At 62.1% G+C, this 16,832-nt stretch carries 19 protein-coding genes and 1 tRNA gene; 11 read left to right on the top strand and 9 right to left on the bottom strand.

Translation table 11 applies throughout. The annotated features are described in order from the left end of the window. Positions 1 to 139 precede the first annotated feature (139 nt). The 3 genes from Q9451_RS12370 to Q9451_RS12360 form a co-directional block, all read right to left on the bottom strand. On the bottom strand, positions 140 to 346 hold the full coding sequence (locus Q9451_RS12370) for a hypothetical protein (protein WP_016488106.1): 207 nt from the start codon (positions 344 to 346) through the stop codon (positions 140 to 142). Between the two features lie 13 nt (positions 347 to 359). After that, complete coding sequence (locus Q9451_RS12365) at positions 360 to 569, bottom strand: hypothetical protein (protein ID WP_016488107.1); 210 nt, start codon at positions 567 to 569, stop codon at positions 360 to 362. A 420-nt stretch (positions 570 to 989) separates the two neighbouring features. Continuing rightward, a tRNA-Ser gene (locus Q9451_RS12360) sits at positions 990 to 1,077 on the bottom strand. Between the two features lie 133 nt (positions 1,078 to 1,210). Between Q9451_RS12360 and Q9451_RS12355 the strand changes: the two genes are divergently transcribed. The 8 genes from Q9451_RS12355 (at position 1,211) to Q9451_RS12320 (ending at position 7,053) form a co-directional block, all read left to right on the top strand. Continuing rightward, positions 1,211 to 1,882 (top strand): Bax inhibitor-1/YccA family protein, encoded by a 672-nt coding sequence (locus tag Q9451_RS12355; RefSeq protein WP_003251184.1) that lies wholly within the window; start codon positions 1,211 to 1,213, stop codon positions 1,880 to 1,882. Positions 1,883 to 2,061: 179 nt separating this feature from the next. Next, positions 2,062 to 3,441, top strand: a complete 1,380-nt coding sequence (locus tag Q9451_RS12350; protein ID WP_012273201.1) for a uracil-xanthine permease family protein — start codon at positions 2,062 to 2,064, stop codon at positions 3,439 to 3,441. Positions 3,442 to 3,617: 176 nt separating this feature from the next. Then, the gene (gene tusD / locus Q9451_RS12345; protein WP_012273202.1) at positions 3,618 to 4,010 is read left to right on the top strand and encodes a sulfurtransferase complex subunit TusD; all 393 of its coding nucleotides are present in this window, start codon (positions 3,618 to 3,620) and stop codon (positions 4,008 to 4,010) included. A gap of 1 nt (position 4,011) precedes the next feature. Further along, positions 4,012 to 4,371: a sulfurtransferase complex subunit TusC gene (tusC, locus tag Q9451_RS12340; protein WP_012273203.1), complete on the top strand. Its 360-nt coding sequence runs from the start codon at positions 4,012 to 4,014 to the stop codon at positions 4,369 to 4,371. Further along, entirely contained in the window at positions 4,371 to 4,667 is a 297-nt protein-coding gene (tusB, locus tag Q9451_RS12335; protein WP_012273204.1) for a sulfurtransferase complex subunit TusB, read from the top strand. Before tusC ends, tusB begins: the two co-directional genes overlap by 1 nt. Then, positions 4,664 to 4,999, top strand: a complete 336-nt coding sequence (locus tag Q9451_RS12330) for a TusE/DsrC/DsvC family sulfur relay protein (RefSeq protein WP_012273205.1) — start codon at positions 4,664 to 4,666, stop codon at positions 4,997 to 4,999. The genes tusB and Q9451_RS12330 overlap by 4 nt, the downstream gene beginning before the upstream one ends. Then, the gene (locus Q9451_RS12325; RefSeq protein WP_012273206.1) at positions 4,996 to 5,997 is read left to right on the top strand and encodes a glycosyl transferase family protein; all 1,002 of its coding nucleotides are present in this window, start codon (positions 4,996 to 4,998) and stop codon (positions 5,995 to 5,997) included. The genes Q9451_RS12330 and Q9451_RS12325 overlap by 4 nt, the downstream gene beginning before the upstream one ends. A 96-nt stretch (positions 5,998 to 6,093) precedes the next feature. After that, positions 6,094 to 7,053: a glutathione S-transferase family protein gene (locus Q9451_RS12320; RefSeq protein WP_012273207.1), complete on the top strand. Its 960-nt coding sequence runs from the start codon at positions 6,094 to 6,096 to the stop codon at positions 7,051 to 7,053. 33 nt (positions 7,054 to 7,086) lie between these two features. Here the strand turns inward: Q9451_RS12320 and cysG are convergent, their stop codons facing one another. The 6 genes from cysG to Q9451_RS12290 all read right to left on the bottom strand — a co-directional run bounded on the left by cysG (position 7,087) and on the right by Q9451_RS12290 (position 14,692). Beyond that, positions 7,087 to 8,478 carry a siroheme synthase CysG gene (gene cysG / locus Q9451_RS12315; protein ID WP_012273208.1) on the bottom strand — a complete coding sequence of 464 codons (1,392 nt, stop codon included), beginning with the start codon at positions 8,476 to 8,478 and terminating at the stop codon, positions 7,087 to 7,089. Next, a complete protein-coding gene (gene serS / locus Q9451_RS12310) occupies positions 8,479 to 9,759 on the bottom strand; it encodes a serine--tRNA ligase (RefSeq protein ID WP_012273209.1) in 1,281 nt (426 codons plus the stop codon). Between the two features lie 30 nt (positions 9,760 to 9,789). After that, positions 9,790 to 10,164: a fluoride efflux transporter CrcB gene (gene crcB, locus Q9451_RS12305; protein ID WP_012273210.1), complete on the bottom strand. Its 375-nt coding sequence runs from the start codon at positions 10,162 to 10,164 to the stop codon at positions 9,790 to 9,792. Next, complete coding sequence (locus tag Q9451_RS12300) at positions 10,161 to 11,486, bottom strand: replication-associated recombination protein A (protein ID WP_012273211.1); 1,326 nt, start codon at positions 11,484 to 11,486, stop codon at positions 10,161 to 10,163. The genes crcB and Q9451_RS12300 overlap by 4 nt, the downstream gene beginning before the upstream one ends. A gap of 12 nt (positions 11,487 to 11,498) precedes the next feature. Further along, complete coding sequence (gene lolA, locus Q9451_RS12295) at positions 11,499 to 12,122, bottom strand: outer membrane lipoprotein chaperone LolA (RefSeq protein ID WP_012273212.1); 624 nt, start codon at positions 12,120 to 12,122, stop codon at positions 11,499 to 11,501. A gap of 62 nt (positions 12,123 to 12,184) precedes the next feature. Then, positions 12,185 to 14,692 carry a DNA translocase FtsK gene (locus tag Q9451_RS12290; protein WP_171577228.1) on the bottom strand — a complete coding sequence of 836 codons (2,508 nt, stop codon included), beginning with the start codon at positions 14,690 to 14,692 and terminating at the stop codon, positions 12,185 to 12,187. 354 nt (positions 14,693 to 15,046) lie between these two features. Here Q9451_RS12290 and aat point away from each other — a divergent pair, with 354 nt between their 5' ends. From aat to infA, 3 genes are all read left to right on the top strand, one after another. After that, the gene (gene aat / locus Q9451_RS12285; RefSeq protein WP_012273214.1) at positions 15,047 to 15,727 is read left to right on the top strand and encodes a leucyl/phenylalanyl-tRNA--protein transferase; all 681 of its coding nucleotides are present in this window, start codon (positions 15,047 to 15,049) and stop codon (positions 15,725 to 15,727) included. 56 nt (positions 15,728 to 15,783) lie between these two features. Further along, positions 15,784 to 16,491, top strand: a complete 708-nt coding sequence (locus Q9451_RS12280) for an arginyltransferase (RefSeq protein WP_012273215.1) — start codon at positions 15,784 to 15,786, stop codon at positions 16,489 to 16,491. A gap of 102 nt (positions 16,492 to 16,593) precedes the next feature. Next, positions 16,594 to 16,812, top strand: a complete 219-nt coding sequence (infA, locus tag Q9451_RS12275) for a translation initiation factor IF-1 (protein ID WP_002553999.1) — start codon at positions 16,594 to 16,596, stop codon at positions 16,810 to 16,812. Positions 16,813 to 16,832 lie beyond the last annotated feature (20 nt).

The following is a 16,832-nucleotide window of genomic DNA, read 5'->3' as shown; positions in this document are numbered from 1 at the left end:
AGCTTCCAGATCCGCGAAACACCTGTGGGAGTCGCGCTTGCAGGCGATGGGCCGAGCAGCGGCGCTAACATCCGGAAGTCCGCAATGGGGTCAAAAACAGACACTCAGCAGGACGCTTCATCTTCCGCGCAACTGCCAATCAGTGAACAGTTCCGCCGCCGTGGCCAAAGGCTTTCATTTGATAGTCGGTTACAGCTTGGAACAGAGACTCAGCTATCAGGCGTAATCTTTCCACCTCTATCGCAGGCGCGCCGGTATCCTGAGCTTCGTGGTAACGGCGCATTGCCTCAATTGCCTCGGTGTAGGCTGGGTGGTCGGGCGGCAAAATCTTCGACTGTTTGGGCATCAGTGCCTCGATATCAGTGAATTGATTCAGACAGACTGCCGGCTTCAAGCACCTGGAAATCCACTACCGCGTGATAAACGGAGTCAGCCAACACTCTAAGCCGCTCGATTGTCTCTGGAGATGCCCCGTTATCTTGCGCGGCCTGATGCGCCCTTATCGCATCAAGGGCTTCGCGCAGTAGCGGCTCGCCGGCTTTGGCCATGCCTTCCAAGGTTCGCTTCATGCTCTGCCCATTCTGCTACGTTGATCCATCATAGGACGATAGCGACGGTCTGATGGCCGGCATCGATCCAAGGCCTTGTGTTTAGCAGTTCAGGCCTCATCGCGGCAAACCGGTTCCCATAGGAATATCACCAGCTTCCAGACCTGCGCCAGCCTCTGTGAGAGCCGCGCGTATCGGCGATGTGTCGCGAAGCGACCCCAATATTCAGGCGCCGGGTCGATAGCTGCCGGCAAGAGCCAAGCATACCTAGGCTGCCTTGGAAAAATCGCTCCCTTCCAAACGTGAGTTGCTAGGCCATATGTCCATCACAATCCGCAGCAAACCAGCATAAGCCACACTAAAAATGGGGGACCAGATGGGGGACCAAAAACACACAGGCACAAAAAAGCCCCGAAAAATCAGGGCTTTAATGAGAATTAGTGGCGGAAGCGTAGAGATTCGAACTCTAGGATAGTTGCCCATCGACGGTTTTCAAGACCGTTGCCTTAAACCACTCGGCCACGCTTCCAGCTCGTTTTGCGGCCGCCATCATACCGTAATGAAACACGCTGTCAAACTCTCTGTGTCGCGGGTTGCAGGAGCTCTGATAGACTCCTAGCATCTGAACGTTCGAAACCACAGGTTTACCAAGGAGTGTCGCCATGCGCGAACAGGATTACGCCGTACACCACGGCCAGCAGGTCGAGCAGCAGGAGATCAGCAAGGTCCTGCGCAACACGTACAGCCTGCTGGCGCTTACCCTCGCCTTCAGCGGTGTCATGGCTTTCGTTGCCCAGCAGATGCGTGTCGGCTACCCGAACGTGTTCGTGGTGCTGATCGGCTTCTACGGGCTGTTCTTCCTTACCAATAAACTGCGTGATTCCGCCTGGGGCCTGGTGTCCACCTTCGCCCTCACCGGCTTCATGGGCTTCATTCTCGGCCCAATCCTCAACCGTTACCTGGGCATGGCCGGTGGCGCTGAAGTGGTCAGCTCGGCATTCGCCATGACTGCGCTGGTATTTGGTGGTCTGTCGGCCTATGTGCTGATTACCCGCAAGGACATGAGCTTCCTCAGCGGCTTCATCACTGCTGGCTTCTTTGTTCTGCTGGGCGCTGTCGTGGCCAGCTTCTTCTTCCAGATCAGCGGCCTGCAGCTGGCGATCAGCGCTGGTTTCGTGCTGTTCTCGTCGGTGTGCATCCTGTTCCAGACCAGCGCGATCATTCATGGTGGCGAGCGCAACTACATCATGGCGACCATCAGCTTGTATGTTTCGATCTACAACCTGTTCGTCAGCCTGCTGCAGCTGTTTGGCATCATGGGTCGTGATGACTGATTGACTGGTGTAAGAGAAAGCCCGCCTCGGCGGGCTTTTTTGCACCCAGTGAATTGACTTAAAAGTCAGCTTATTGGATGCATACCCGCCGATCATGCCGCTATCGTGCTTTTCTCTACCGTAATCTTCCGTCACCCCGTAGAATGCGCTCCTTTTTTCTTCCGGGGCAGCTTTCAGCAATGAGCTCACACGAACACAGCCCAGGCGCAGCGGCGCCTGCCAATGAACTGGTGCTTGGCCTTGAGGACAAGCCACGGCTGTTGATCGGCCTGCTGGCAGCCCTGCAGCACCTGCTGGCGATCATTGTGCCGATCGTTACCCCTGGCCTGCTGATCTGCCAGGCGCTGGGCGTTTCGGCGCGTGATACCAACCTGATCGTTTCCATGTCGCTGGTGATCTCCGGTATTGCCACCTTCGTCCAGTGCAAACGCTTCGGCCCATTTGGCGCCGGGCTGCTGATCGTTCAGGGCACCAGCTTCAATTTCGTAGGCCCGCTGATTGCCGGCGGCGCGCTGATGGTCAAGCAAGGCACGCCCGTTGAAGGGGTGATGGCGGCCATTTTTGGTGTGGTGATTGCGGGCTCGTTCGTCGAGATGGGGGTGTCGCGCATTCTGCCCTTCGTCAAACGCCTGATCACCCCGCTGGTGACGGGCATCGTCGTGCTGATGATCGGCCTGACCTTGATCAAGGTAGGCCTGATAAGCATGGGTGGCGGCTTTGGTGCCATGGCCAACGGTACCTTCGCCAATGGCGAAAACCTGCTGCTGTCGGGCGTGGTGCTGGCGATTATCGTGATCCTTAACCGCATTCCCGTGGTGTGGATGCGCAGTTGTGCCATCGTCATCGCCCTGGCGGTCGGCTACGCGCTGGCCGGCTATATGGGCCGCCTGGACTTCACTGGCATGCACGAGGCCGCGCTGTTCCAGGTGCCGACGCCGCTGCACTTCGGCCTGAGCTTTTCCTGGGCGCTGTTCATTCCGATGCTGGTGATTTACCTGGTCACTTCGCTGGAAGCCATTGGTGACGTGACCGCCACCAGCAAGGTGTCGCGCCAGCCGGTCGAAGGGCCGGTATGGATGCAGCGGATCAAGGGCGGTGTACTGGTCAACGGCGCCAACTCGCTGCTGGCCGGCTTGTTCAACACCTTCCCTAGTTCGATCTTTGCCCAGAACAACGGGGTAATTCAGCTGACCGGGATTGCCAGCCGCCATATCGGTATGTGGATTGCCGTGATGCTGGTGCTGCTGGGGCTGTTCCCCAGCGTTGCCGGGGTGATCCAGGCGGTGCCAGAGCCGGTGCTGGGTGGCGCGGCCATGGTGATGTTCGGGGCGGTTGCGGCTTCGGGCATCAACATTCTGGCCAGCACCCGGCTGGATCGTCGCGCGCTGCTGATCATTGCCGTGTCGTTGGCACTGGGCCTGGGTGTGGCGCAGGTGCCGGAGTTCCTGGCGCACATGCCGGCGGCGATTCGCAATGTGCTGGAGTCGGGTGTGGCCACCGGGGGGATCTGTGCCCTGGTGCTGAACTGGTTCTTGCCGGAAAGCAAGGAACAGGCGTAAGTCTGGTGTCTACCTGTTAGGGCCATGGGGGCTGCCATGCAGCCCATCGCGACACAAGGCCGCTCCTGCAAGGGATCGCACAGGCCTGGGGAACCAATAGAAGCCCGCGCCGCTTGCACAAGCGGGCGCGGGCTTTTTTGCTTTATCATGGCAGCATTCCTTTGCATGAGTTATCCATGAAATTCGCTATCGCGGTGTTCTCCCCGGCCCATGCGCCCTCCTCGCGGCGTGCCTTGCGCTATGCCGAGGCAGTGCTGGCCGGCGGGCATGAGATTGCCCGGCTGTTCTTCTATCAGGACGGGGTGCACAGTGCCTCGGCCAACGTGGTCGCCCCCCAGGACGAACTGGACGTGGCTGGCCAGTGGCGTACCTTTATCGAGACCCACCAGTTGGACGCCGTGGTGTGCATCGCCGCTGCCCTGCGCCGTGGCGTGCTCGATGAAGCCGAAGCCAACCGTTACCAGCGCCCGGCCGTGAACCTGCCCAAACCTTGGGAACTGTCGGGGCTTGGCCAACTGCATGAAGCGGCGCAGGTTGCTGACCGCCTTGTCTGCTTCGGAGGCGATTGAAATGGCTAAATCCATGTTGATCATCAGCCGCCAGGCCCCGTGGAACGGCCCATCGGCCCGTGAGGCACTGGACATCGCCCTGGCCGGCGGGGCATTCGACCTGCCGCTGGGCATGCTGTTTCTGGACGACGGCGTGTTCCAGCTCGCTCCCGGCCAGCAACCCACCGAGGTGCAACAGAAGAACCTGGCCGCTAACCTGCAAGCGCTGCCGATGTTCGGTGTAGAGGAACTGTTCGCTTGCAGCCACAGCCTCACCCGCCGCGGCCTGGCAGCCGATACCCTGGCACTGCCGGTGCAAGTGCTCGATGACGCGGCCTTGTCCGCGCTGATCGCCCGTTTTGACCAGGTGATAACACTTTGATGACGACCCTGCATGTAATTGCCCACTCCCCGTTTGGCGACGAGCGCCTGGCCAGCTGCCTGCGCCTGCTCGGAGCCGACGACGCGCTGCTACTGTGCGGCGATGCGGTGTATGCCCTGCGCTGCGGCAGCGAGCCGCACCGCCAGCTGCAAGGTGCCGGCCTAGCCACACGCCTGTTCGCCCTGAACGAAGACCTGCAAGCCCGCGCCATCGACAACGAACTGGCCAAAGCCGTGGACTACGCCGGGTTCGTCGAACTGTCGCTTCACTACGACAAGGTCAATAGCTGGCTATGAGTACGCTCACCGTTGGCGATCAAGCGATCGCCCTGGACAAGGACGGCTTCCTGGTCGACCTGCAAGACTGGTCCCACGCTGCTGCCGAGGCCTTGGCCGAACGCGAAGGCATCCTGCTGACGGCGGACCACTGGGAGATCCTCGAACTGTTGCGCCAGTTCTACCAGGAATTCCAGCTGTCCCCGGCCACGCGCCCGCTGATCAAGTACACGGCGCTGAAACTGGGCCCGGACAAGGGCAACAGCCCGCACCTGAACCGCCTGTTCAACGGCACCCCCGCCAAACTCGCCGCCAAGCTGGCGGGCCTGCCCAAGCCGACCAACTGCATATGACCGACCCTCGTCCGCTCACCCTGGAAACTCCCGCCGAACACCCGTTCGCCGAATTCGTGCGCATTCTCGGCAAAGGCAAGCGCGGTGCGCGCGGCCTGACCCGCGAAGAAGCCCGTGCTGCCATGACCCTGCTGCTGGAAGGCAAGGTCGAAGACACTCAGCTGGGCGCCTTCCTCATGCTGCTGCGCCACAAGGAAGAAAGCGCCGAAGAACTGGCCGGCTTCACCGAGGCCCTGCGCTCCCACCTGCAGGCACCGCGCATCGCCGTGGACCTGGACTGGCCCACTTACGCCGGCAAGAAGCGCCACCTGCCCTGGTACCTGTTGGCTGCCAAGTGCCTGGCCAACAATGGCGTGCGCATCCTGATGCACGGCGGTGGCGCGCACACCGCCGGGCGCATGTACAGCGAACAGTTGCTCGAACGGTTGCAGATCCCGCTGTGCCGCGATTGGGATGCAGTCGGCAACGCACTGGACCAGCATCAGTTGGCGTTCTTCCCGCTGCACGATTGGGCGCCGCAATTGCAGCGCATGATCGACCTGCGCAACACCTTGGGCCTGCGCTCACCGATCCACTCGCTGGCCCGGGTGCTCAACCCGCTGGGTGCGCGCTGTGGCCTGCAAAGCATCTTCCATCCCGGCTATCAGGCCGTGCACCGCGAGGCTAGCCGGCTGCTGGGCGATCATGCCGTGGTGATCAAGGGCGACGGTGGCGAGATCGAGGTCAACCCTGATGTCATCAGCCACCTCTACGGCACCACGGCGGGCGAAGCGTGGGACGAAGAGTGGCCAGCGCTGAGCGAGCGCCGACATGTCAAACCGCCCAGCCTGCAGGCCGAACAGTTGCTGGCGTTCTGGCGTGGCGAGGTTGAAGACAGCTATGGCGAGAAGGCCGTCATCGCCACCATGGCCCTGGCATTGCGGGGCTTAGGGCGGGACCGCGAACAAGCGTTTGCGACAGCTCAAGGCTATTGGAACACGCGAAACCGATCGATTTAACCGATCGTATCACCCCGATCTTTGCGCTATTTGTTCGAACGATTTGGCCTAGACTGGGCTCCAACGACAAATCACTTTGTACCGAGGAGCTCACTCATGGGCCTTTTGATCGACGGCCGCTGGCATGACCAGTGGTATGAAAACGGCAAGGACGGTACGTTCAAACGCGAAAACGCCCAACGCCGCAATCAACTCCCCGCCCCCGAAGCCGGCCGTTACCACCTGTACGTCTCGCTGGCCTGCCCATGGGCTCATCGCACCCTGATCTTGCGCGCCCTCAAAGGCCTTGAGCCATTGATCGATGTGTCGGTGGTCAGTTGGCTGATGCAAGACCATGGCTGGACCTTCGACCAGCAGCAAGGCTCCAGCGGCGACCACCTTGGCGCCCTGCAGTATCTGCACCAGCGCTATACCCAGGATGACCCGCATTACACCGGCCGGGTGACCGTGCCTGTCCTGTGGGACAAGAAAGAGCAGCGCATCGTCAACAACGAATCGTCGGAGATCATCCGTATCTTCAACAGCGCGTTCAACGAGCTGACTGGCAACACCCTGGATTTGTACCCCGAACCACTGCGACCGGTCATCGAGGCGCTGAACGAGCGCATTTATCCGGCGGTGAACAACGGCGTTTACCGGGCAGGCTTTGCCACCACGCAAGACGCCTACGAAGCGGCGTTTGATGATGTGTTCAACGAACTGGATTACCTGGAAGACTTGCTAAGCCGCAATCGCTACCTGGCGGGTGAGTACCTGACTGAGGCCGATGTACGCCTGTTCACCACGCTTGTGCGCTTCGACGCTGTGTACCACGGGCACTTCAAGTGCAACCTGCGGCGCCTGAGCGACTACCACAACCTGTCGAACTGGCTGCGCGAGCTGTACCAGTGGCCAGGGGTAGCGGCCACTGTGGATATGGAGCATATACAGAAGCACTACTACATGAGCCACAAGACCATCAACCCGAACGGGATAGTGCCTAAAGGGCCTTTGCAGGACTTTGGCGCGCCGCATGATCGGGAGCGGTTGGCGGGCAAGGGGATTTGGCAGGCTTGAGAAAGCCGGGGCTGCTTTGCAGCCCCACCATTGTCAGCTGTTCTGCGAACCTTCGAACCAGGCCAGCTTTTCACGCAACTGCACCACTTCCCCGACAATCACCAGGGTTGGCGCATGCACTTCATGCTGGGCCACCAGGCCCGGCAGGTCTGCCAGGGTACCGGTGAACACCCGCTGGTTTCGCGTCGTCCCCTGCTGAACCAAAGCAGCCGGTGTGCTGGCCGCTCGCCCATGGCGAATCAACTCGGCGCAAATGGTCGGCAAACCCACCAACCCCATGTAGAACACCAAGGTCTGCGCTGGCGCCACCAGATCATTCCATGGCAAGTTGCTGGTGCCATCCTTCAGGTGCCCGGTGACGAAACGCACCGACTGGGCATAGTCGCGGTGAGTCAGCGGAATGCCGCCATAAGCGGAACAGCCACTGGCCGCCGTGATACCCGGCACCACCTGGAACGGGATGCCATGCTCGGCCAGCTCCTCGATCTCTTCGCCTCCCCGGCCGAAGATGAACGGGTCGCCACCCTTCAGGCGCAGCACCCGCTTGCCCTGCTGGGCCAGATCGACCAGCAGGCGGTTGATCTGATCCTGCGGCACGGCATGCTCAGCGCGGCGCTTGCCCACGTAGATGCGCTCGGCATCCCGCCGGCACATCTCGATAATAGCTGGCGCCACCAGGCGGTCGTACAGCACCACATCGGCCTGCTGCATCAGGCGCAAGGCTCGGAAAGTCAGCAAGTCCGGATCGCCCGGGCCAGCACCTACCAAGTACACCTCACCGCCCTGCTGCACCGGCGCGCCTTCTACCATCGCCTGCAACAGGCGCTCGGCTTCAGCGCCCTGCCCGGCCAGCTGGCGCTCGGCGATCGGCCCCTGGAACACGGTTTCCCAGAAGCCGCGGCGCTGGTTGACGTCTGGGTACAAGGATTTGACCTTGTGCCGGAAACGCGCCGCCAGCCCGGCCAGCTCGCCGTAGGCCGAAGGGATCCACGCCTCCAGCTTGGCGCGAATCAAGCGCGCCAGCACTGGGGCATCACCACCGCTGGAAACCGCAATCACCAGCGGCGAGCGGTCGACGATCGCCGGGAAGATCACCGTGCACAGGGCCGGCGCATCCACCACGTTGACCGGCAGGCTGAGGGCCTGCGCATCGGCCGACACCTGGGCATTGAGCCCAGGGTCGTCGGTAGCCGCGATCACCAGCCGGCAACCGACAAGGTCGGCTGCCTGATAGCCACGCACCAGCACCTCACCGCCACCTTCCCGGGCCAACGCGGCCAACTGGCCGTCGACGTCCGGCGCCACCACGCGCAGCACACCGCCGGCATCGGCCAGCAGGCGCGCCTTGCGCAAGGCGATCTCACCGCCGCCGACGACCAGCACGCGGCCGCCCTGCAGCTTGTGGAACAGCGGCAGGTAATTCATTTAGCGGATGACCTCGACGCCGCCCATGTACGGCTTCAGCACTTCCGGCACCAGGATCGAGCCGTCGGCCTGCTGGTAGTTTTCCAGTACGGCAACCAAAGTACGGCCTACGGCCAGGCCAGAGCCGTTGAGGGTGTGCACCAGTTCTGGCTTGCCGGTTTCCGGGTTACGCCAGCGGGCCTGCATGCGGCGTGCCTGGAAGTCGCCGCAGTTGGAGCACGAGCTGATTTCGCGGTACTTGTCCTGGCTCGGCACCCACACTTCCAGGTCGTAGGTTTTCACTGCACCAAAGCCCATGTCGCCGGTGCACAGGGCCAGCACGCGGTACGGCAGCTCCAGCAACTGCAGCACGCGCTCAGCGTTGGCAGTCAGGCCTTCCAAGGCTTCCATCGATTTGGCCGGCTCTACCACCTGGACCATCTCGACCTTGTCGAACTGGTGCTGGCGGATCATGCCGCGGGTGTCGCGGCCGGAAGCACCGGCTTCGCTGCGGAAGCATGGGGTGTGGGCAACCAGTTTCAGCGGCAGTTGCTTGGCGTCGAGGATTTCACCCGCTACCAGGTTGGTCAGCGACACTTCGGCGGTCGGGATCAGGTAGAAGTCAGCCTCGCCTTCGCGGGTGATCTTGAACAGGTCTTCCTCGAACTTGGGCAACTGGCCGGTGCCCTGTAGGGCCGGAGCCTGCACCAGGTAAGGGGTGTAGTGTTCCTCGTAGCCGTGCTCGCCGGTGTGCAGGTTGATCATGAACTGCGCCAGGGCGCGGTGCAGGCGGGCGATCGGGCCACGCAGCACAGCGAAACGGGCGCCGGACAGCTTGGCAGCCGCTTCGAAGTCCAGGCCACCGCTGACTTCACCAAGGGCGACGTGGTCCTTGATTTCGAAGTCGAACGCCTTCGGCGTGCCCCAACGGCGTACTTCGACGTTGTCGTCTTCGCTGGCACCGACCGGTACGCTGGCGTCCGGCAGGTTGGGGATGGTCAGCAGAATGCCGTCCAGCTCGGCCTGGATACCGTCCAGCTCAAGCTTGCCGGCGGCCAGTTCATTGGCCATGCGCTCGACGTCGGCCATCAGCGGCGCGATGTCTTCGCCCTTGGCCTTGGCCTGACCGATGGACTTGGAGCGGGCGTTACGCTCGGCCTGCAGCTGCTCGGTGCGGGTCTGCACCGCCTTGCGGCGTTCTTCCAGTGATTCGATGCGCGCGACATCCAGGCTGAAGCCACGGGAGGCCAGGCGATCCGCCACTTCCTGAAGTTGGCCGCGTAACAGTTTGGAATCGAGCATATCGTTCTCTCGTTATATGTAAGTGTTGGTTCAGAATCGGGTCAGGGACAGGCCAGCCCAGGTTGCAAGCAGCCCACCCACCACGCTGATACTGGTATAGCCCAAGGCAAGGGGCACTTGCCCGCTTTCCATCAGGCGCACGGTATCGAGCGAGAAAGAGGAAAAGGTTGTCAGGCCACCGAGGAAGCCGACAATCAAGCCCGCGCGCAATTCGATCGGCGCCAGTGGCTTGTGCAAGAACAAGCCATAGAGCAGGCCGATCAGCAGGCAGCCAACCAGGTTGACCGCCAGCGTACCGGCATAGAAGTGCCGTGGCCAGTGGGCCGCGACCCAATTGGCGGTAGCGAAGCGCAACAAAGTGCCAGCAACACCGCCCGCGCTGACCGCGGCAATGAGTGCGATCATGGTTTTCTCCGCTGACGGGGGCTGTTTCGGTCCAGGTCGGCCAAGTGGCGCAGTTTCTCGCCAATTTTCAGTTCCAGGCCACGGGGCACTGGCTGGTAGTACTGGCGTGGCTCCAGCTCATCGGGGAAGTAATCCTCACCGGCGGCGTAGGCGTCGGGTTCATCGTGGGCGTAGCGGTACTCGTCACCATAGCCCAGTTGCTTCATCAGCTTGGTCGGGGCATTGCGCAGGTGCAGCGGCACTTCCAGCGACCCATGTTCGGCGGCTTCTCGCAGCGCCGTCTTGAAGCCCATGTACACCGCGTTGCTCTTGGGCGCACAGGCCAGGTAGGTGATGGCCTGGGCCACCGCCAGCTCACCCTCGGGGCTGCCAAGGCGCTCCTGCACGTCCCAGGCTGCCAGGCACAGGCTGAGCGCGCGCGGGTCGGCATTACCGATGTCCTCGCTGGCCATACGCACCACGCGGCGGGCGATGTACAGCGGGTCGCAGCCGCCGTCGAGCATGCGGGCGAACCAATACAAAGCACCATCGGGGTTGGAGCCGCGCACCGACTTGTGCAACGCGGAAATCTGGTCGTAGAACGCCTCGCCGCCCTTGTCGAAACGGCGACGGCTGTCACCCAGCAGGCTCTGCAGCATCTCGACGTCGATCTCGCTGCCATCTTCGGCCAGGTCCGAAGCGTTCTCGAGGAAATTGAGCATGCGCCGGCCATCACCGTCGGCGGCGGCCATCAGCATCTTGAAAGCTTCGTCACCCACCCGCAGGTTGCGCTTGCCCAGGCCACGCTCTTCGGTCAGCGCACGGTTGACCAACTTGCGCAGGGCCGCCTCGTCCAGGCTCTTGAGCACGTAGACCCGCGCCCGCGACAACAACGCGTTGTTCAGCTCGAACGACGGGTTTTCGGTGGTGGCGCCGATGAACAGCAGTGTGCCGTCTTCCACATAGGGTAGAAAGGCGTCCTGCTGCGACTTGTTGAAACGGTGCACTTCGTCAACGAACAAGATGGTGCGGCGGCCATATTGACCAGCCTGCTGCTTGGCCACCTCCACCGCCTGGCGAATCTCTTTCACCCCAGCCAGCACCGCCGACACCGTTTCGAAGTGCGCATCGCAGAACTGCGCGAGCAGCCGCGCCAGGGTGGTTTTGCCCACCCCAGGCGGCCCCCAGAAAATCATCGAGTGCAGCGCACCCTGCTCCAGCGCCTCGCGCAGCGGTTTACCGCGCGCCAGCAGGTGCTCCTGGCCAACGTATTCATCCAGGTTGGACGGGCGCAGGCGGGCGGCCAGGGGCTGGGCGACGGGTTCGCTTCGAAACAGGTCCATGACGGGCTCTGGTTACTCCTTGATCACGTCGGCGCCTTTGGGGATGTCGAACGTGAACTTGCTGTCCGGCACCGCCTGGTTGGCCTTGACGCCATTGAACAGGATGTTGGTGCGCTGACCAACACTGTCGATCAATTGCATGTCATTGATCAGGCCCTTGCGGAACGAGACGCGCAGCGAATCGAACAGCGTGTCCTTGGTCTTGGGCTTGAGGGTGAAGTCCATCACTTCGCCCTGCTCCTTCGAGGCGATATCGAAGCTCTGGCTGATCTTCGACACGTCACCGGACAGCAGCAGAGCCGGGGTCTGGTTCAGACGCACGTCGAGCTTCTTGATGGTGGCCTGCTCCAGGTCCGGGTCCCACAGGGTGACGTTCTTGCCATCCGACACCACCACCTGCTCCTGCGGCGCATCGGTGTGCCAGTAGAACAGGCCTGGGCGCTTGACCGTCATCTTGCCCGAGGTTTCCTGCAGGCTGGTGCCATCGGCGCCCAGGGTCAGCTGGGAAAAGTTGGCCTCGATGGTCTGCGACTTCTCCAGCAGCTGGGTCAAGCGTTGTACATCTTGCTCACCGGCATAAGCCGTAACAGTGCCCAGAGCCAGGGCAGAAACCAACAGCATGCGAATCGCGCGCATGGGAATCCTCATTGAGCGTTGAAAAGGCCGGGCACCACCGTTGGCGCCCGACAGGGTGTTCATCAGTCGCGCGGGCCACCTGGGGCAATCACTTCCCGCGAGCCGTTACTGTTCATCGGGGTGACGACGCCAGCCATCTCCATCGACTCGATCATGCGCGCAGCACGGTTGTAGCCGATCTTCAACTTGCGTTGCACTGCAGAAATGGAAGCACGACGGCTCTCAAGCACGAATTGCACCGCTTCATCATACAGTGCATCGGTTTCGGCATCGTCACCATCGCCACCACCGCCGCCGCCATCGAAGCCGCTGCCGGCCTCTTCGACGCCGTTGAGGATGTCGTCGTTGTAGTCCGGGGCGCCGCGCAGCTTCCACGCTTCGACCGTGCGGTGCACTTCGTCGTCGGAAACGAACGCACCGTGCACGCGGATTGGCAGGCTGGTGCCCGGCGGCATGTACAGCATGTCGCCGTGGCCCAGCAACTGCTCGGCGCCGCCTTGGTCGATGATGGTGCGCGAGTCGATCTTGCTCGACACCTGGAACGCCATACGGGTCGGGATGTTGGCCTTGATCAGGCCGGTGATCACGTCCACCGACGGGCGCTGCGTGGCGAGGATCAGGTGGATACCGGCTGCCCGCGCCTTCTGCGCGATACGGGCAATCAGCTCTTCGACCTTCTTGCCGACGATCATCATCATGTCGGCGAACTCGTCCACCACCACCACGATGGTCGGCAGGGTTTTCAGTGTAGGCGGCTCGTCGTCCATGCTCTCGCGGCGATACAGCGGATCATGGATGACTTCACCGGCTTCCTGGGCGTCCTTGATCTTGCGGTTGAATCCAGCCAGGTTACGCACGCCCATGGCCGCCATCAGCTTGTAGCGCCGTTCCATCTCGGCCACGCTCCAGCGCAAGGCGTTGGCGGCGTCCTTCATATCGGTGACCACCGGGCACAGAAGGTGCGGGATGCCTTCGTAGATGGACAGTTCGAGCATTTTCGGGTCGATCATGATCAGCCGCGCGTCTTCCGGGCTGGATTTGAACAGGATCGACAGAATCATCGCGTTGACACCCACCGACTTACCAGAACCCGTAGTACCGGCCACCAGCAGGTGCGGCATCTTCGCCAGGTCGGTGATCACCGGCTTGCCGCCGATGTCGTGGCCCAAGGCCAGGGTGACCGGCGATTTCTGCTCGTCGAACTGCGGCGTGGCCAGCACTTCGGAGAAGCGCACCATCTGGCGGTTTTCGTTGGGGATCTCGATACCGACGGTGGTCTTGCCAGGGATGACCTCGACCACCCGCACGCTGGTCACGGCCAGCGAACGCGCCAGGTCCTTGGCCAGGTTGGCGATGCGGCTGACCTTCACACCGGCGGCCGGTTGGATTTCGTAGCGGGTAATCACCGGGCCCGGGTGGATCGAGTCCACCGCCACTTCCACACCGAATTCCTTGAGCTTGATTTCCAGCAGTTGACCGACACCGGCCAGAGACTCCGGCGAGTACTCGATCTTCTTCTGCTCCGCCGGGTCGAGAATGGAAATCGACGGCAAGGTGCCTTCCACGGCGCTGTCGACGAACAGCGGCGCCTGCTTCTCCTTCATCACCCGCTTGCTCGGCTCCGGCGCCTTGTCGGCTGCCGGTGGCACGATCATCGGGGTTGCAGGCTGCGCACGTGGCACCACCGCGTCACGCGGCACGACCGGCTCACGGGCGAGGGTTGGCTCGCGCGGCGGGGCGGCAGGCTCGCGGCCGAGGGTTGGCTCACGGGGTTCAACCACCGGGGCGGGCGACGCTTCACGCTTGAAGATACGTTCACGCAGCGCCGGTTTGGCCGGTTCCCGCTTCTCGGTGGCCATGGGTGCAGCCCTGACCACTGGCTCATCCTCGCGCAGCTGTGCCTCGAGGCGCTTGCGCTCGTTGCGCGCTTCCCACCAGCGATTGGCCGCCCCTTGCACCAGTTCGAACAGGTCGAGGGTGATCTTGCCGGTCAGGTCCATCACCTTGAACCACGACAGATCGGTGAACACGGTCAGGCCGAACAGGAACAGCGCAATGAACATCAGCGTGCTGCCCTGCACGTTCAGCAGGTTGCGCGCCAGGTCGCCGAGGCTTTCGCCCAGTGCACCACCGGCGGAGAACGGCAGGCTCGCCGGCGGGTGGAAGTGGATATGCGCCAGCGCCGCCCCCGACAGCACCAGGAACACCAGGCCGATCAGCCGCCAGGAGAACAACCAGCCGCTCCAATCCCACGGCTGGTGGCGCTCACGGAATATCTGCCAGGTCTTGACCGCCAGCAGCAGCGGGAAGATATAGGCGAAGTAGCCCAGCACCATGAACAGGATGTCGGCGAAGTAGGCACCGGCACGCCCGGCAGCATTCTGCACCTGGTCGACGTTGCTGGTGTGGCTGAAGCCTGGGTCCGAGGTGTCGTAGGTCAGCAGCGCCATCCACAGGTACAGGCACAGGGCGCCGACAGCGATCAACGCACCTTCCTTGAGGCGATAATGCAGCTGCTGCCGCCACAGAGGCACAGGCAAGGGAGCTGGGGTTGCGGTGGATTTCTTCAAAACGCGTCTATTCCTGCGCGTGGTGCGCGTCCAATAGTGATCGGCCGCTGCGCGACCAATGAACCACTACTTTTAACATTACTGCCCGCCAGCCGCCATGACGGCACGCCGTATGGGTGTTTGAGCGGGGGCGAATCATATAGCTGCAATTTGAGCACGCATTTTCTTTTGTGACAAAGGCTTATGCTGTGTTTTTGCACAGGTGTGACAGCAAATGTAGCGGATGGTGCCTGCGGCTTGATGAATGTGTCTTAAATTGCCTGTTTTCATCGCCCGCGAAGAAGCCAAAGAGATTGACCCTGCATTTCACCCGCGCCATGCTGCCCTCTCCCCTCCCCCACCGCACGATAGACCATGCTTACCTGGCTGACTCGCGACTCGCTGACCTTCCCACCCCTGGAAAAGGCCCTGCATGACCCCAACGGCCTGCTGGCCGCTGGCGGTGACCTGAGCCCCGAGCGCCTGGTACAAGCGTATCGCCATGGCTGCTTCCCGTGGTACCAGGACGGCCAGCCGATCCTGTGGTGGTCACCCGACCCACGTACAGTGCTGCTCCCCGACCAGTTGCACGTGTCGCGCTCGCTGGCCAAGCTGATGCGCCAAGGCCGCTACCAGGTCAGCTTCGACACCGACTTTCCGGCCGTGATCGCCGCCTGCGCTGCGCCACGCGACTACGCCGACGGCACCTGGATTACCGACACCATGCGCAACGCCTATTGCGAGCTGCACCGCCGCGGCATCGCCCATTCGGTGGAGGTACGCCAGGACGGTAAGCTGGTCGGCGGCCTGTACGGCCTGGCCATGGGCCAGCTGTTCTTTGGCGAATCGATGTTCAGCCGCGCCGACAACGCCTCCAAGGTCGGCTTCGTCACCCTGGTCAACCACCTGCGCGATGCGGGCTTTGCGCTTATCGACTGCCAGATGCCCACCAACCACCTGCACAGCCTGGGTGCCCATGCCATCAGCCGCGCCGAGTTCGCCGATTACCTGGCACACCACCTCGACCAGCCCAACAGCGCTACATGGGTTGCCTAGGCGAGTTGCCGTAGCTGGCTTACACTTAAATCAAAGTCTCACCGAGGGGGTTGATCATGACAGAGCTGGCGCGGTTGAAGTTCTATGCCACTCAACCCCACTCCTGCAGCTACCTGCCAGACGAGCAGGCGACCACGCTGTTCCTCGACCCCAGCCAGCCGATGGACGTGAATGTGTACGCCGACTTGTCGGAAATGGGCTTTCGACGCAGCGGCGACCACCTGTACCGCCCACATTGCCAGAACTGCAACGCCTGCGTGCCGGCGCGCATCCCGGCGGCGCGCTTCATCCCCAACCGCCAGCAGCGGCGCATCCTCAAACGCAACGCCGACCTGACCGTGACGGCAGCTCGCCCGGCGTTCAAGGAAGAGTACTTCGAGCTCTACCGGCGCTACATCGAAACGCGCCACGCCGACGGTGACATGTACCCACCCAGCCGCGACCAGTTCTCCACTTTTCTGGTACGTGACCTGCCGTTCTGCTGGTTCTACGAGTTCCGCCTCGAAGGCCACCTGATGGCGGTGGCCGTGTGCGACCTGCTGCCCAATGGCCTGTCAGCGGTGTACACCTTCTACGAGCCGGACGAGGAACGCCGCAGCCTTGGCCGCTTCGCCATCCTCTGGCAGATCACCGAAGCCCTTCGCCAGGACCTGGAAGCGGTGTACCTGGGTTACTGGATCAAGAACTGCAAGAAAATGAACTACAAGACGCAGTATCGGCCTATCGAGCTGCTGATAAACCAGCGTTGGGTCACCCTCAACTGAAAGACATTGGCTTGACACGCAGTTTTCCGGCATAATCCACGCCACTTTTTTGCCCGGTGCGGTTATGCGTCGGGCCAACACTGGATCCGAGGGCTCTACTGCATGTCGAAAGAAGACAGCTTCGAAATGGAAGGTACTGTCGTCGACACCCTGCCCAACACCATGTTCCGCGTGGAGTTGGAAAACGGGCACGTCGTAACCGCGCACATCTCCGGAAAGATGCGCAAGAACTACATCCGTATTCTCACTGGCGACAAGGTCCGCGTCGAGCTGACGCCTTATGACCTGAGCAAAGGCCGCATCACCTACCGTGCGCGCTAAGCTCCAGCCATGAAAAAGCC

The sequence above is a fragment of the Pseudomonas sp. NY8896 genome (assembly GCF_039634505.1).
The sequence above is the reverse complement of the archived record's forward strand: the minus strand, read 5'-3'. Positions and strand labels throughout refer to the sequence as shown.